This window comes from Vibrio sp. 10N.261.51.A4 (genome assembly GCF_041471945.1).
GTDB classification, from domain to species: Bacteria; Pseudomonadota; Gammaproteobacteria; order Enterobacterales; family Vibrionaceae; genus Vibrio; species Vibrio crassostreae_C.
In genome coordinates this window covers 1-16,725 of sequence record NZ_JBFRPJ010000012.1, presented here as the reverse complement: position 1 = coordinate 16,725, position 16,725 = coordinate 1, and the positions used below count along the sequence as shown (strand labels likewise).

Here is a 16,725-nt window from a genome sequence, read left to right as displayed (position 1 = left end):
GGCTGATGATGTTGACTGGTACTAGGAAAGTCTCAGCCAATCTTTGAGTCGCGTACTCACGCTAGTCCCTAGCTCTATCAGTTGAACATTCGGAGAACCATGCAAACATCGACCTCACAGAGCCAAAGCTCCCAACTAGAAACACCTCAATTAGGCTTAGTGCTGTTTTTGATTCTAGGTGCGATTGGTGCACTTACTCCGCTAGCCATTGATATGTATCTGCCAGCGATGCCGACCATTGCTAAAGATCTTGGTGTGACGGCGGGTGAGGTACAAATCACGCTAACAGCCTATACCGCAGGTTTCGCGCTGGGGCAGTTGCTGCATGGCCCGTTGGCGGATAGCTATGGTCGCAAGCCTGTACTGCTTATTGGTGTGTTCTTGTTTGCTATCGCTTCTATGGTGAGTGCGACAACTCATGGCATTGAAGCGCTGACTTACATCCGTACCGCTCAAGGTTTTGCTGGTGCTGCGGCGGCCGTTATCATCCAAGCGGTGGTAAGAGATATGTTCGATCGTGAAGATTTCGCAAGAACCATGTCTTTCGTTACTTTGGTGATGACAGTTGCGCCATTGGTTGCTCCGATGATTGGCGGTTACTTAGCGTTGTGGTTCGGTTGGCGTTCAATTTTCTGGGTTCTGGCTATTTTTGCGGTGATCGTGATTCTGGCGGTATCGATGAAGATCCCAGAAACGCTTCCTGCAGAAAACCGACAACCATTGCGCTTTAAAACCACGATTCGTAATTACGCCCGTTTATGTAAAAACCCGACCGCTATGGGCTTGATTTTCTCGGGTGCATTCTCGTTCTCTGGGATGTTTGCATTCTTAACTGCAGGCTCTTTTGTCTACATTGATGTCTATGGCGTACGTCCTGACCTGTTTGGTTACCTATTTGGTCTGAACATTGTTGCGATGATTCTGATGACGACAATCAATGGTCGAATCGTTAAGAAGGTCGGTTCTCATACAATGTTGAGGGCAGCGTTGGTCATCCAATTACTGGCTGGCGTAGGTTTACTTGTCGGTTGGGCGCTGGATCTCGGGCTTTGGGGAATCGTGCCGTTTGTGATGCTATTTATTGGCACCATCTCTACTATCGGCAGTAACTCTATGGGGCTATTGCTCAGTGGTTATCCAAACATGGCAGGCACGGCTTCATCGCTTGCGGGAACATTAAGATTTGGTACTGGTTCTGTCGTTGGGGCTATCGTTGCGATGCTGCCAAGTGACAGTGCTGGGTCTATGGCTATGGTAATGGCTGCATGTGCAGTAATGTCAGCATTACTATATTGGACATTAGGAAAGAAGGCATAATGTCAAAATACTATATTGAAATTCAGAAGTTAGTGAATGATGCGCTAGGCGAGCTATATGCTCTACATAAGTCTGGCAAGGCCATTGACGCACCTATCGCGAACAACCTTTATTTGGTTCGTTGGGTAACAAAGGCAATTAAATCCCAAGCTTATGATCGCGTGATTGTGCCTGACTTAGTTCGCTGGCAGAAACAGGGTCGCTCAAAAGGCAACAACTCTGATTTAACTTTTACCTTTAAACGTATTTCTGCGTTTTACGGACGTTTTTTCCCTGAAGGCGAAGAGCCTAAAACGCTAAAAGACAGTGATGTTGAAGCGTTCATGGACAAAATGTACGAGATGGGTTGGAGCGTATCGAGTGAAGACGAGCTAACGACTGGCGGCAAGATTCAATTCTTCACCGATGGCGAGCACTCTTTTGCTTTATGCGGTAAACAGTGTGACGACTCTTTCGACGGGGAGTTGATGGTTAAGCCAATGAACTGGTTTGTTCGTGGCAACCATGCTGAGTTCATCCAAGCGGCGATGGAAGCGGGCTTCATGCTTCACAAAGTAACGGACTATAAGTCTGCGGTGAAGTATCACGGTGAATACATCGTTTACCCTGCTAACCAAGGCAACCAACTGGCTGAGATCCCAATTAGCGTTATCGGCTAATAGCGGATTCGAGATGAGAGATACGAAGAGCGGAATTATCCGCTCTTTTTTGTCTCTCATAGCGCGTGTCGCTAATTTGCTGTTAAGTCTTTTCGCATCCCGTTACCCGAATCTCGCATCTGCTTTTAATCCTGTTCTTTAGCTTGCTTCTCAATTGCCTTCACCATGCCTTTAAAAATAAACAGGTGGGCTGGCATCATAGCAAACCAATACAGTAACCCTAGAAAGCCTTTAGGGTGCCACCACGCTGAAATGTTCAGCTCGCGAGAGTCACCGTGGTCAGAGACGGTAATCTCGAGTCGCCCTAAACCGGGGCCTTTCATACCGAAAAGCAGGGATAAAAACTGATTCTCTTCACAGCGAATGACCTTCCATGAATCGATTTTGTCACCGACTTTTAGGTTGGGCCCTTCTGGCATTTGTCGAACCGGTACACCGCCACCGAAAAGAACATCCAACCATTCGCGTGTGCGCCATAAAGTGTTAGCAAAGAAGTAACCTTGCTTCGGGCTTCCGATTTGCTGAGCAACATGCCAAAGCGATTCCAATGAAGCGCTTGAGGTGATACTTGCGCCTGTTTTCTTCGGGTAATAGCCATACCCAGCTTGCCAGCGTTTGAATGCGGTTTTATCAAAGCCCCATACATTGCTTTTGACAAAGTTTCCTTCAGCGTGAATGGCTTGTTCAACCATATTTTCGAACGAGATAAGCTTCTGAGGGTACTTTTCTCTAATGATGGTCGAACTGGCGATGAAGTCGTGCTTTAAGCCTGCAAGTAGTGCTCTACCTATGTTAGACGGTACAGAAGTCACCACGCCTAACCAATATGAAGCAATCTTTGGTGTCAGTAGCGATGTCGCCCATAGCCTGAGTGGACGATCGGCAGTTTTGGCAATATGAGCAAATTGGTTTCGGTAAGAGACAATATCCGGCCCGCCAACCTCAAAGGTTTGGCTTTCGCTAGGCGTGTCTTGTGCGAGTTTTAGTAAATAGTGGTTCAGGTTCTGCAAAGCAATCGGGTTGGCTTTAGAGTCAACCCATTTTGGCGCAATCATAATCGGCAAGTTGTACACGAAATCTCGCATGATCTCGAATGCCGCAGATCCTGGGCCAATGATCACGCCAGCTTGAAGTTCGGTAACGGGTACAGGCCCTTTACGAAGCAATTCGCCGGTTTTCTTTCTCGCTTGAAGGTGCTCTGAATCACCAGTCTGAGGCTGTAAAGAACTCAGGTAGATGACGTGTTGATTCTTTGGCCCAAGAGCAGAAACAAAGTTACGGGCTAAGTTCAGCTCATAATCGATAAAGTCGTGGCCTTCCGCCATGCCATGGACGAGAAAGAAGATAAGATCAAAGTCGGGGACTAAGGCTTGTGTCGCAGCTTGATCGGCCAGATCAAGATACTCAAGCAATAAGCTTTCGTGAGGCTCGGTCCGTGCCTTTAAATAGTCGATATGCCTTGCTGCTGCCGTAACTTGATAGCCTTGCTCAAGCAGGAGAGGGAGGAGTTGCGAACCAACATATCCAGAAGCCCCTAAAACCAGTACTTTCTTCATTGTTACTCCATTTATATCTGTGGTTAAAAACCGAACATTGATATAATAGCGCGATATTTATCTTTATTCATCAATACGTTCCGTTTAGGTATCTCTCTATGTTGCTCTCTTCAATTATTCATCACACACGAGGTGATTTTGTTCGCAGGCTTATTGCGATTGCACTGCCCATCACCTTGCAGAGCATTATGTTTTCAAGCCGAGGCTTGGTGGATGTATTGATGTTGGGTCAACTTGGCGAAGCAGACATCGCAGCTGTGGGTGTGGCGAGCCGAGCGATGTTCGTGACGACCATTATGCTGGTGGGTGTTACCACGGGTGGCGCGTTGTTGACGGCACAATACTGGGGAGCGGGGGACAAACAAGGCGTGAGAGAAAGTACCGCTCTGACCTGGTTGGTTTCGACGTTGTTTGCCTTACTGACTATTGTTTTCTTTGTCTCTTTCCCAGCACAAATCATGGGCGTGACGACCGACTCTCAAGAGGTCATCAACTTAGGCGTTGAATACATCGTAATTACGTCATTTAGCATGCTAGCGGTATCGTGTGTCAGCAGTATGGCTGTGGGTTTGAGAGCGATGCACAAACCCGGGCTAAGTACATTTTTCAGCGGTATCGGCATCCTGTCTAACGTGTTCTTAAACTGGGTGCTGATCTTCGGTAACTTAGGCTTTCCTGCGCTTGGAATCAAAGGTGCGGCGATTGCGACGGTACTGAGTGGCGCGATTGAAGTCGCGACTTTGTTTGGTTATCTCTATTTCTCTAAGCATTTATTAGCATTTAAGTTTTGCGATATTAAAGCGGCAGCTTCGATTGATAAGGTGGTTCGCTTCTTGAAGCTGTCTCTGCCGACCACGTTTAACTTCTTAGCATGGGCGGGTGGTTTGTTTGCTTACCACGCGATCATGGGGCAATCGGGCGTTCAAGGTCTGGCTGCGCTATCGGTCATGACGCCGGTTGAATCTATCTCATTGAGTTTATTGATTGGCCTTTCGAATGCGGCAGCTGTTTTGGTGGGTAATCAACTTGGTGCGAAAAACAATGAAGCGGTTTACTATCAAGCGCTTGGCTTAACAATTTTGTGTTTCTTAACTAGTATTGTTGTAGCCGTTTTTCTCTATTTCGTTCAAACGCCAATACTTAATGCCTTTAGCGCACTGACGGAAGAAACCAGAGCCCTCTCAGAGAAGTTCATTCTGATCCTCTGTGTGGGTATTGTCATTCGCTCGGTGCCATTGACTGTGATCGTTGGGGTGTTGAGAGCGGGTGGTGATGTGAAGTTCTGCCTCTATCAAGATTTGATTGCTCAGTGGGTGATCGGTATCCCATTGGCAGCCATCGCGGCTATCTATTTTAAGTTTCCACCTGAGTGGGTATATCTGCTTTTCCTAACGGAAGAAGTCCTCAAGTGGGGCGGGTCGCTCTATCGCATGAAAACAAGAAAATGGATTAAAAACTTGATAGGAAGTTGAAGTAGGGCGCACCAATCGCATCACTTTATCGTTGGCGTGTGATCTATCTTTCAAAATACTTCCTCATAACAGGGAATTAGTGTAGATTCTCCTTCCAAATTCTAACTAATGCGAGCTGTTTAATGTTAAAGCTGTCAGACCTATGTAAAGGCTATGTCGATGGGGGGGAGTTTCACCCTGTTTTGCAAGGTGCTGAATTAACATTAAACCAAGGTGACCAGCTGGCATTAATGGGAGAAAGCGGTTCAGGTAAAAGTACTTTACTGAATCTTATCGCGGGCTTAGACCTAGCGGACTCAGGTGAAATCGCTTTTCCTCACTTCAATATGCACGACTCAACCGAGCGTGACCGCACCGCTTACCGCAGAAACAACATTGGCCATATTTTTCAGCAATTCAACTTACTGCCAACGTTAAATATTGCCGATAACATCCGTTTTTGCCGCCAGTTAAAAGGCTTACCTGAAGACAAAGGTCTCTGGAGACAGATTCTCTCTGCTTTAGATCTTATGCCTTTACTTGGCCGTTACCCTGAAGAAGCGTCTGGTGGCCAACAACAACGTGCGGCCATTGCGCGTGCGCTGTATATGGAACCAAAAATATTGCTGGCCGATGAGCCGACCGGTAGTTTAGATGAGCGTAATGCAGAAGCGGTAATGCGTTTGCTGACCTCTTTGGCTCGTCAATTAGAATGTACGTTGCTGTTGGTAACACACAGTGAAAAAGTAGCTCTGCATATGGATGGTAGGATCCGTCTACAAGGAGGACAACTGCATGTTATGGCCCGTAGTTAAGGCACTACTCGGTCACTATCGACGTTACCCACTGCAGATTATTTTGGTATGGCTTGGTTTAACCCTCGGCGTATCACTTTTGGTTGGTGTTACTGCTATCAACCAACACGCCAAGCAAAGCTATGCACATGGCGAAAAGCTCTTTTCGAATCCTCTTCCTTACCGCATTCGACCAAAACACAACGCCAATAAAATCCCGCAAGGCTTTTATATCCAACTTCGCCGTGAAGGTTTTCAACAGTGTTCTCCTCTTGATCACCATCGTATCACTGATGAAAATGGCGCAAACTTCATGGTTGTCGGTATAGATCCTGTTTCTATGCTTCAGCTACAACCTGGTATAGCGTTAAAAGATCTCACCGCTTTGAACCTCATGAAGCCACCATATCCAATCCTTGTCAGTGATGATCTTGCTGAACACATGGAATGGCACAACGGTGATTACATCCCTTTGATGGATGGTTCTGAACTTGGTCCTGTGGTTGTTGATCAAAATAATATGATTAATGGTACAAGGTTGATTGCGGATATCTCCTTGCTCCGAATGCTTAAACGCAGTGCTGGGCTTTCAGTGATTGCTTGTTCAGACATGCCCACTGAGAAGTTTGAACGTCTTAAAAATATGTTACCTAATGGTTTGACGATCTCTCGTAGCTCTAAGGCAGAGCTTGAGTCGCTGACCAGTGCGTTCCACTTAAACCTAAAAGCGATGGGTATGCTGTCGTTTGTGGTTGGTTTATTTATTTTCTATCAAGCGATGTCGTTGTCATTTATTCAGCGCCAACCGTTAGTCGGAATCTTAAGACAAACAGGTGTATCGGGCTGGCAATTGGCTAAAGCGCTTTGCTTAGAATTGTTGATATTGGTCGTACTGAGCTGGATCTGCGGCAATGTATTTGGCGTGATGCTAGCAAACCAATTGTTACCTGCCGTATCTTCAAGCTTGGGCGATTTATACGACGCTAACGTCGGCTTAACGATCGACTGGAATTGGCGTTGGAGTGGTTACAGCTTACTGATGGCATTGATTGGTGCTTTCTTAGCGTGTGCGTGGCCACTGGTTCGTTTACTTAAGTCTCAACCGATTCGTCTGTCTTCTCGTTTGTCTTTGATGCGTTTTGCGGGTACCGAGTTCACTTGGCAAGCGTTGATTGGCTGTGGCTTCTTGGTTGCTGCTGTTGCTGTGTATCAAGCCCCTCAGACTCAAGAAACGGGTTTTGCGATTATCGCGCTAATGCTGATCAGTGTGGCGCTATTTACCCCGTTTTTGATGTGGAAGTTATTTAACAGCCTCTCTTATTCTTTGCGTTGGGTTCGCGCTCGCTGGTTCTTTGCTGATGCTGCTTCCAGTATGAGTTACCGTGGCGTGGCGACGATGGCGTTTATGTTAGCCTTAACAGCCAATATTGGTGTAGAAACCATGGTCGGTAGCTTTAGAGATACCACTGATAAATGGCTAACACAGCGTTTGGCTGCCGATCTGTATATCTACCCAACCAACAATGCCGCTGCTCGTATGAGTAATTGGTTATCTGACCAACCTGAAGTGGATTCGGTTTGGTGGCGTTGGGAGAAAGATGTGGCGTCTCCAGTCGGTAGTATTCAGGTGGTCAGTACGGGGCCTTCTGAAGGTGAGCTAGAAGGGCTGACGATCAAATTAGGTATTCCGAATTACTGGTATCACTTACATCACTCTAAAGGTGTGTTGATCAGTGAATCGATGTCTCTCAAGCTGGGGATTCGCCCTGGCGACTACATTGACCTCTATGATAGTCTCGGCTCTGGTTGGCAGGTTGTCGGTGTTTATTACGATTACGGTAATCCTTACCATCAAGTCATGATGTCGCATCGAAACTGGCTGTATGGCTTTGCAGGGCGGGGTAATGTCGGCCTTGGGGTAATACTCAAAGACGATGTGAATTCATTAGGGCTTCGCAGCCGATTAGAAAGCGTATTCAGGCTTGGCTCCGAGCGCGTTTTCGATAACAACAACATCCACAGTCAAGCGATGCGGGTGTTCGATAGGACGTTCGCGATTGCAGATACATTAGGTAACATCACCTTGGTTATCGCCGTCTTCGGTATTTTCTTTGCGACGGTTGCGGGAGAAGTGTCTCGCCAAAGGCATATTTCCTTGCAGCGCTGTTTGGGTGTCTCGGCGAAAGAACTGATCCTGACAGGTAGTTTGCAGTTGTTTGTGTTTGGGCTTATTTCCTCCTTAATTGCGATTCCGCTCGGATTAGCGCTAGCGAGCCTAATTGTTGATATCGTGATAAAGCAGTCTTTTGGGTGGTCACTTGAGTTACAAGTGATTCCTTGGGACTATTTGCAGACATTTGCATGGGCCATGGCAGCATTGATGCTAGCTGGTGCTTTACCAGTGATGAGAATGATTCGGAACACTCCGATGAAGTCACTGAGGGATGCGCTTTAGTATGTTTTTACGGAATACTTCAACTAAGTTAAGACAACGAATTCTGTCTTCTCTGCTATTAATCAGTTTCTTCGGCATCTTTTTAAGTGTTTGGGGTTATTACTCCTATTTCATCGATCCTGGTGAAAAGGGCGTGAATGAAGTTAACTCAATATTGGTTAATGAACACTTCAATGTGTTCGAACCTGTTTTGCCAGACCGTAATGTTTCGCTACCACAAGATTTTAAGTTCCACCCAGAGTTTCAGCACGAGTGGTGGCATTACTTTGCATCTTTGAAAGGTGATGATGGTAAAGACTATTCGGTCCAGTGGAGCTTTTTCCGTATCGCAACGGACGAACGTGAAACACCAGGGTGGCAAAGCCCTCAAGTCTATATCTCAAATGTAGTGGTCTCTTCTAAGTCCAAAGTATGGAAAGAACAGCGCATGGCTCGTGGCGGCATTGGCCAAGCGGGAATGACTAATCGTCCATTCAGGCTTTGGATTGATAACTGGAACTGGCGTGCACTCGGCAACACCCCATTCCCAGGACGCCTTCAAGTGCAAACAGACACGTTTGGACTTGAACTCGACACCATTGCAAAAGGGCCCTATGTGCTCAACGGCGATAACGGTTATCAGAAAAAGCACGACTTATTACCTGTCGCGTCTTATAACTTCAGCGCTCCATTTTTATCGTTGAGTGGTGTGTTGAACCTAGACGGCGTTACCAAGGAAGTGGAAGGAACTGCGTGGGTACATAAAGAGTGGGGCAGTGGCTTACTTGGAGTGGGCCAACAAGGTTGGGATTGGTTTGTATTTAACCTCGATGACGGCACAGCGCTGAGCATTAACCGCTATCGTCATAACCAACAGTTGCCTTACATATTCGGGACATTAGCAACGCGCTCAGGCAAAGTTTACCAATTAACGGAATCCGACATTTCCATTCAACCATTGCAAAATACAACGTTGATGAATGGAAGACGGATGCCTTTGCAGTGGATCATTAACGTCCCTAAGCATGATATTAACCTCACAACGCGTATTATACGCAGGGATATGTGGCTTCCATTTGTCATACCATATTGGGAAGGGCCGATTAAGGCGAGCGGGAGTCATGAAGCGACAGGCTTTATGCAGTTAACTGGCTACTAAAAAACACCTAAGGCTATAATTTGATAGCCTTTTTTTATGCCTGCGCCTTTTAGCGTCCCCCAATGAATTGTGCATACAGGTTCGATGATCTCATCTATACTTAATTCATGGTGCATAACAACATTATGGAATATACGACGTATTGTTTAGTATTTGTAGGAAAAACCGAAGTTAAACATCCGAAGAAGTGATTATCTATCAATTAAACTTGGATATAAACTCGTGGTTATTCTTTGTTATTCGTTTATTTAAATAATAAATATAAGGGCGAAATCATGACCGACGTCATCCGTGACTTCTTTAAAATGGAATCTGCTGGCGGCATCATACTAGTCATCGCTGCGGCGATCGCAATGTTTGTAGCAAACTCACCACTGAACGAAATGTACCAAGGTGTACTTCACAGTTACGTTCTTGGTATGTCTGTGTCTCACTGGATTAACGATGGCTTAATGGCTGTCTTCTTCCTTCTAATCGGCTTAGAAGTTAAGCGCGAACTTTTAGAAGGCGCATTAAAGTCTAAAGAGACAGCAATCTTCCCAGCTATCGCAGCTGTGGGTGGTATGCTAGCTCCTGCACTTATTTACGTGCTATTTAATTCAAGTAACCCTGAAGCGCTTCAAGGTTGGGCTATCCCAGCAGCGACTGATATCGCATTCGCATTGGGTATTATGGCTCTTCTTGGTAACCGTGTACCGGTTAGCTTGAAGGTGTTCCTATTGGCTTTAGCAATTATCGATGACCTTGGCGTTGTTGTTATCATTGCACTGTTCTACTCAGGCGACCTATCAACGCTTGCGTTAACGGTTGGTTTCATCGCAACTGGTGTGCTGTTCATGCTAAACAACAAGCATGTAACTAAGCTGAGTGTGTATCTCATTGTTGGTGCAATTCTGTGGTTTGCAGTATTGAAGTCTGGTGTTCATGCAACGCTGGCTGGTGTAGTGATTGGTTTTGCTATCCCACTGAAAGGCAATAAAGGTGAACATTCTCCGCTGAAGCATCTAGAACATGCTCTGCACCCATACGTCGCTTTTGCAATCTTGCCAGTCTTTGCTTTTGCAAACGCAGGTATTTCATTGGAAGGTATCTCAATCTCAAGCCTAACAGGTATGCTACCGCTTGGTATCGCTATGGGTCTATTGATTGGTAAGCCTCTTGGTATCTTTGCATTCAGCTGGGGTGCGGTGAAATTGGGTGTTGCTAAGCTCCCTGAAGGTGTGAACTTTATGAACATCTTCGCAGTATCTGTCCTGTGTGGTATTGGTTTTACAATGTCTATCTTTATTTCATCACTAGCATTTGGCCCAACGAATGTAGAGTTTGATACGCTTGCTCGATTAGGTATCCTGATGGGCTCAACGACTGCAGCTATCTTAGGTTACTTCCTGCTAAGTATTTCTCTACCGAAAACTAAGCATCAAGAAGTAAAACTATAATCGGTAGTCGGCTCGCTTAATAGGGAGCCTACTCACTGAGTAACAAGTCAACTTCTGAGTAGCAAGAAGAGTCACAGAGTCTCCCTCGACTCATGTGACGACAAAGAACAAAAAAGCCGTGATGGGCAACCCTATCACGGCTTTATTGATCTTATAACTAAGCTGCTGTTGTTCGACACTCGCTCTATGTCACATCTAGATCCACAGTGACAATGTCACGCTACTTTTCAAGCGTGGTAAATATGGTCCACTCCTCGACGATCTGTTCGCTTAGTCCGACAACTGTGGCTGTTACTCGGCGGTTCAGTGCATGAGACGTAGCATCGTTGCCATCGCTCTCTAAGCGGTTTTCACCGTAACCAACAACTCTTACTCGGCTCGGGTCGATACCATTCGACAACAGTTCATCTTCAACGTGGTGAGCGCGTTTCTTTGATAGCTCTAAGTTGTATTGACTCGCGCCGACTTTACTGGCGTAACCTTGAATCTCTATCGATGCACTTTGGTAGGTTTCTAAGAACTCAGCCATAGTGGTGATTTGATCTGAGAAGATAGGGTTAACTTCATAGGAGTCATTGGCGAAAAGGATGTTCAGCCGTCTGACTTCTTGCGAGCTAACCGTCTCTCCACAGCCTTCGTTGTCTACCAGAGACGACTCTGGTGTGCCAGGACAGGTGTCTCGTGCATTGACCACACCATCGTTATCATCGTCTTGCAGGTCAGAAATTTGCTCCGCTTCTGGCGTTTCTATGTAGGGCTCTTCATTTTGGCTAGAGCATGCACATAGCGTTATCGTTAATGCGGAAAGTAATAAATAAGGTCTCTTCATCATTAATACTCCACTGCCGTTGTCCACTCGTCTGGAATGTCGACCAGTAGAGCGTTCAATAGAGAGCCTGTCGCGTTCATTACACGGTATTTAGCGTACTGTTCAGAGTAATGCGCATCTAAGTAATCTTTGCGGGCTTCAAACAATTCGTTTTCAGTGTTAAGCAGATCCAGTAGCGTACGTTTACCGATTCGATATTGTTTCTCATAAGCGATAACGGTTTCTGATGCCGAATCCACGTGATCAGACAAGAAGTTCTTTTGTTGTAACGTCAGATCCAATGCACTCCAAGAGAGGCGAAGGCCTTCTTCAACTTGTCGATAAGCACGATCTCTTAGATCTTTTGCTTTATTGAGTTGGTAAGCTGCAGCTTCTGAATTAGCACTATCGGTACCACCGTTGTAGAGGTTGTATCGCATTCTCAACATTGCCAAAGTCTCTTGGCTCGAACCTTCATCGCCTCCAGCATCATCTCGCCATGATTGAGATGCCTCGATAGAGAACGTCGGGTAGTTAACCCCTTTTGATTGTTTGTACTGGAAGTGCGCTGAATCGACATCTGCAGTCGCGACTTTGATGACTGGGTGTTGGTCCAGAGCATCAACAAGCGCGTCTGATAATGACAGAGGAATCATAGAAATATCGGCTCTTGGGTAGACTAAGCCAAGCGGTTCTTGACCCACTATTCTTCTAAATTGGGTGTGGGTATCAATTAGGTTGTTCTGTGCGGCTAATAAGTTGCCGTGAGCTTTTGCAATCCTTGCTTCTACCTGAGATACATCTGCGGTTGAGCCTATGCCTGAGACTGCACGCTTTTTGATGTCTTTATAGATTTTCTTGTGGATAGCGAGGTTACTTTCCGAAAGGGCTAAAACTTCAGTTGCTTTGACTGCGTCTAAGTAGATCTGTGTGACCTCTAGCGCTTTGTCTTCGGCATCCGCGAGCAATTGCAAACGAACCGATTCTGCTTCTGCGGCAGTACGATCAATATCATTGAGAGTCGATGAACCATCCCACAGCAACTGAGTGAGGGAAATCGTCGCTTCCTTTCTTGTGAGATCGGTATCGGGGCCGTTATTTGGTGCAGGGTTTATGCCTTCGTAACCAATACCAGCATCCAGGTCGATACTAGGTCTATAAGCACCACCTGCGGCGTCATTTCGTTTCCGTACACTCACAAACTCATTAAAGATACTCTTTATCTCAGGATTGGTAGCCAAGGTAATGGCTACGGCCTGTTCTAAAGTTTGAGCAGAGAGTGGAGCTGCAATAACTAAGCAACACATAATAGGTAATTTCAACAGTCTCAAAGTAGGTCTCCTTCTACTTTTAAAAGCTCCCGCCGCTTCCCAACAAGCGTTTAACTACTTAATTGAAAAGGGTATTAAACGAAGCTTAGGACATCTGCAAGAAATTGCTAAGTTTGTTGGCTTTATTTCGAATGTAAGTCTCTATCCTTATTGATTAATTTACCAATAGTAGCAAGTGGCAAGCTTCGAATGGATGCACCGTAAATAGAGGAAACGTAGTATTAGGTTTGGACTCAGATAGGTAAACGTTGGCTAGTAGGTTGTTTGAAATACGAGTTCCAGTGATAACAATGTGCCAAGCATGGTAGTTCGACTCTTAGGAAGAAATGACAGCATATAAAGAGGCGGTCGCGCTGTTCAGGTTGTAGTTAGTAGCTGTGAAGAGGGGTAAGTAAGGCTCACTCTCGTCCCAAACAACAAACAAAAAAAAAGCCCAAACCAACGTGGTTTGGGCGGATACAAGTATAGGAGTTAATAAGGAAAATGCAGTAATTAAGAAAGCAGTGAGAAGAACAAGTTTGACGGCCTGTTAAACTTCTAAATACGCTGTTTTCTACCTAATTTAGGACTCTCCATTTCCATTTCAGTTCCAAGAAAATTCATTATTTTTTTATTTTTTTATAAACACACAGCGATTCAATCGTTTAGTGCTGAGTTTGATTAACTGGTACGACCAATTTGTGAAAATGTGATGTTGCTTGCTTGTTAAATAAATGTACTAAGCGTATATTTCAAACAGTTGTTTAATACGAGTGATTGAAATGGCACCAAGAAGTACAACCAAAGACAAAATCTTAGATGTGGCTGAAGGCTTATTTGCTGAGCACGGTTTTAATGACACCTCTTTACGTACGATTACGAGTAAAGCGAATGTCAACTTAGCTTCAGTGAACTATCACTTTGGCGATAAGAAGACTCTGGTTCGTGCGGTACTCAATCGTTACTTAGAAGCATTTATGCCAGCACTGCAAGATGCATTAGTGAACTTAAACTTGAACGAAACGTATTCTATGAGTGACGTGTTTGAGTCGTTGAGACAGCCACTAAGAGCACTTAATGATGTTAGGCCAAATGGTACAAGCCGATTCATGTTACTTATCGGCAGAGGCTATACGGATGTGCAAGGACACTTGCGTTGGTTCATTACTACTCGCTACAGCGAAGTACTTTCTTTGTTTACGACATCTGTAATGAAGGCGAATCCGAACCTCACTCAAGAACAGTTATTTTGGCGATTACACTTCACCCTAGGGACTTGTGTATTCACCATGGCATCAAGTCAGGCTCTGGTAGAAATTGCAGAGAATGACTATGACAGAAAGATAGATGCTAAGGCAGTGGTCGATATTCTTATTCCATATTTAGCCGCAGGCATGTCAGCAGAAGAATAAAACAATAAAAAGCGAAACATTCACAACCAATATAGTGAACAAAAGGATCTGAACTATGAGCTCTCTAAGACAAAAATGGGTAAGTGACCCAGCTTTTAAACTCTTTAAAAAAGTACTACCACCACTATCTAGCACCGAGAAAGAAGCGATGGAAGCGGGTAGCGTGTGGTGGGACGGAGAGCTGTTTTCTGGTAAACCAGATTTCACTAAGCTGCATCAATACCCAAAACCTCAGCTGACAGCAGAAGAGCAATCGTTCATGGATAATGAGCTTGAAACCTTGCTCGCTATGCTTGATGACCACCAAATTGTAAAAGAAGATCGAGACCTTCCTGAAGAGGTGTGGAACTTCTTACGCAAAGAGCGTTTCTTTTCGCTAATTATTGCGAAAGAGTATGGCGGTCGTGAATTCTCAGCACACGCTAACTCAACTATCGTAACTAAGATTGCGACTCGCAGTATCAGTACTGCGGTTTCAGTAATGGTTCCAAACTCTCTTGGTCCTGGTGAGCTGCTGTCTCACTACGGCACTCAAGACCAAAAAGACTACTGGCTACCTCGTCTTGCTGACGGTACAGATATCCCATGTTTCGCACTAACAGGCCCAGAAGCGGGTTCTGATGCGGGTGGTATCCCTGATGTCGGTACTGTGTGCATGGGCATGCACGAAGGTAAAGAGACGCTAGGTATCAAGCTTAACTGGAACAAACGCTACATTACACTAGCACCAGTGGCGACGGTACTTGGTCTGGCTTTCAAACTGCACGATCCAGAAAAGCTACTGGGTGACAAAGAAGACATTGGCATCACTTGTGCGCTAATCCCGGCTGACCACGAAGGTGTTGTGATTGGTGAGCGTCATGACCCACTTGGTCTTGCGTTTATGAATGGTCCAACACGCGGTCACGATGTATTTATTCCTATGGAATGGTTAATCGGTGGTGCCGATTACGCAGGTAAAGGCTGGCGTATGCTGGTGGAATGTCTGTCTGCAGGTCGTGGTATCTCATTACCCGCACTTGGCACGGCGATGGGCCACCTAACGGCGAAAACGACCGGCGCATACGCTTATGTTCGTAAGCAGTTCGGTATGTCGATTGGTAAGTTTGAAGGAGTTGCAGAGAGTTTAGGTCGTATTGGTGGCTTAACATATCTACTAGAAGCGACTCGTACACTAACAACTACTTCACTCGATATGAAAGAGAAGCCGGGTATCGTTACGGCTATCGCGAAATATCACATGACAGAAATGGCGCGTACTATCCTGAATGATTCAATGGATATCCACTCTGGTCGTGCAATTCAAGATGGTCCAATGAACTACTTAGCTGCGCCTTACCTAGGTATTCCAGTTGCTATCACAGTAGAAGGTGCGAACATCTTAACTCGCAACCTGATGATCTTCGGTCAAGGTGCGACACGTTGTCACCCATACGTGCTAAGCGAAATGGAAGCGGCAGCAAACCCAGATGAGAAGCAAGGTGCGAAGGATTTCGATAACTTGTTGTTCAAGCATATCTCTCACGCAACTAAGAACACGTTTGGTGCGTTCGGTGCGGCATTGACAGGCTCTAAGTTCATTAAAGCGGATATGAGCGGTCCAACGAAGCCTTACTACCAAGACTTAACTCGCTTGAGCCGTGCGCTTGCAGTGAGTGCGGATTTCGCAATGCTTACACTAGGTGGCGAACTGAAACGTAAAGAGCTTATCTCTGCACGTCTAGGTGATGGTCTAAGTTACCTATACATGGCGTCTGCAGCGCTTAAGAAGTATGAAGATGAAGGTCGTCAACAAGCTGACCTAGACTACGTACACTACGCGATTCAACACTGTTTCCATAACGCGGCTAAATCGCTACAAGAAGCGTACAGAAACTTCCCGAACAAGATGGTAGGTAAAGTACTTAAAGGTCTAGTTTTCCCTGTCGGTAACCACTTTGAAAAACCAAGTGATAATCTAACGGTACAACTGGCAGAAAGCTTGATGACTCCGGGTGCACACCGTGAACGTCTAACTCACCTTTGCTACATAGGCAAAGAAGAAGAGGATAGTGTTGGCCTAATGGAGAATGCGTTCAATGCGATGTACAGCATCAAGCCTCTCGAACGTAAGATCTTCAAAGCAGTGAAAGAGGGCAAAGTGGCTCGTAAAGGTCTATTGCAAGATAAACTTGCTCAAGCACTGGCGGCAGATGTTCTTACTCAAGACGAAGTTGACCAAATCATTGCAGCAGACAAACTTCGCTACGCAGCGATTCAAGTTGACCACTTCAGTCATGATTACAGTGAAACTTTGACGCGAAAAGAGTTAAAACCTAAGCTAAATAGCGTTGCTTAGATAAAGAAATGACAAAAGGCACCTAATTAGGCTGTCTCTTATACACAA

The 16,725-nt window shown here is 45.5% G+C and carries 12 protein-coding genes; 9 read left to right on the top strand and 3 right to left on the bottom strand.

What is annotated here, in order from left to right:
- The first annotated feature begins 99 nt into the window (after nt 1-99).
- Nucleotides 100-1,317 (top strand): Bcr/CflA family multidrug efflux MFS transporter, encoded by a 1,218-nt coding sequence (locus AB4384_RS03730; RefSeq protein WP_102333192.1) that lies wholly within the window; start codon nt 100-102, stop codon nt 1,315-1,317.
- Nucleotides 1,317-1,976 (top strand): DUF2913 family protein, encoded by a 660-nt coding sequence (locus tag AB4384_RS03725; RefSeq protein ID WP_017060382.1) that lies wholly within the window; start codon nt 1,317-1,319, stop codon nt 1,974-1,976. Before AB4384_RS03730 ends, AB4384_RS03725 begins: the two co-directional genes overlap by 1 nt.
- 125 nt (nt 1,977-2,101) lie before the next feature.
- On the opposite strand, the gene AB4384_RS03720 is transcribed toward AB4384_RS03725, so the two are convergent.
- A complete protein-coding gene (locus tag AB4384_RS03720; RefSeq protein ID WP_372104065.1) occupies nt 2,102-3,532 on the bottom strand; it encodes a DUF2867 domain-containing protein in 1,431 nt (476 codons plus the stop codon).
- A 98-nt stretch (nt 3,533-3,630) separates the two neighbouring features.
- Here AB4384_RS03720 and AB4384_RS03715 point away from each other — a divergent pair, with 98 nt between their 5' ends.
- The 5 genes from AB4384_RS03715 (at nt 3,631) to nhaA (ending at nt 10,809) form a co-directional block, all read left to right on the top strand.
- Complete coding sequence (locus AB4384_RS03715) at nt 3,631-5,004, top strand: MATE family efflux transporter (protein WP_372128912.1); 1,374 nt, start codon at nt 3,631-3,633, stop codon at nt 5,002-5,004.
- A gap of 122 nt (nt 5,005-5,126) precedes the next feature.
- The gene (locus AB4384_RS03710) at nt 5,127-5,798 is read left to right on the top strand and encodes an ABC transporter ATP-binding protein (RefSeq protein WP_017060385.1); all 672 of its coding nucleotides are present in this window, start codon (nt 5,127-5,129) and stop codon (nt 5,796-5,798) included.
- Nucleotides 5,779-8,232, top strand: coding sequence for an ABC transporter permease (locus AB4384_RS03705; protein ID WP_372128910.1), 2,454 nt, complete (start codon nt 5,779-5,781; stop codon nt 8,230-8,232). Before AB4384_RS03710 ends, AB4384_RS03705 begins: the two co-directional genes overlap by 20 nt.
- Complete coding sequence (locus AB4384_RS03700) at nt 8,222-9,370, top strand: lipocalin-like domain-containing protein (protein WP_017068753.1); 1,149 nt, start codon at nt 8,222-8,224, stop codon at nt 9,368-9,370. The genes AB4384_RS03705 and AB4384_RS03700 overlap by 11 nt, the downstream gene beginning before the upstream one ends.
- 275 nt (nt 9,371-9,645) lie before the next feature.
- The gene (nhaA, locus tag AB4384_RS03695; protein ID WP_372074202.1) at nt 9,646-10,809 is read left to right on the top strand and encodes a Na+/H+ antiporter NhaA; all 1,164 of its coding nucleotides are present in this window, start codon (nt 9,646-9,648) and stop codon (nt 10,807-10,809) included.
- A 220-nt stretch (nt 10,810-11,029) separates the two neighbouring features.
- On the opposite strand, the gene AB4384_RS03690 is transcribed toward nhaA, so the two are convergent.
- The gene (locus AB4384_RS03690; RefSeq protein WP_017060388.1) at nt 11,030-11,641 is read right to left on the bottom strand and encodes an OmpA family protein; all 612 of its coding nucleotides are present in this window, start codon (nt 11,639-11,641) and stop codon (nt 11,030-11,032) included.
- A complete protein-coding gene (locus AB4384_RS03685; RefSeq protein WP_017095900.1) occupies nt 11,641-12,948 on the bottom strand; it encodes a TolC family outer membrane protein in 1,308 nt (435 codons plus the stop codon). Before AB4384_RS03685 ends, AB4384_RS03690 begins: the two co-directional genes overlap by 1 nt.
- Nucleotides 12,949-13,709: 761 nt before the next feature.
- On the opposite strand from AB4384_RS03685, the gene AB4384_RS03680 reads away from it, so the two are divergent.
- On the top strand, nt 13,710-14,339 hold the full coding sequence (locus tag AB4384_RS03680) for a TetR/AcrR family transcriptional regulator (RefSeq protein ID WP_017065403.1): 630 nt from the start codon (nt 13,710-13,712) through the stop codon (nt 14,337-14,339).
- A gap of 55 nt (nt 14,340-14,394) precedes the next feature.
- Complete coding sequence (locus tag AB4384_RS03675) at nt 14,395-16,677, top strand: acyl-CoA dehydrogenase (protein ID WP_102320605.1); 2,283 nt, start codon at nt 14,395-14,397, stop codon at nt 16,675-16,677.
- Nucleotides 16,678-16,725 lie beyond the last annotated feature (48 nt).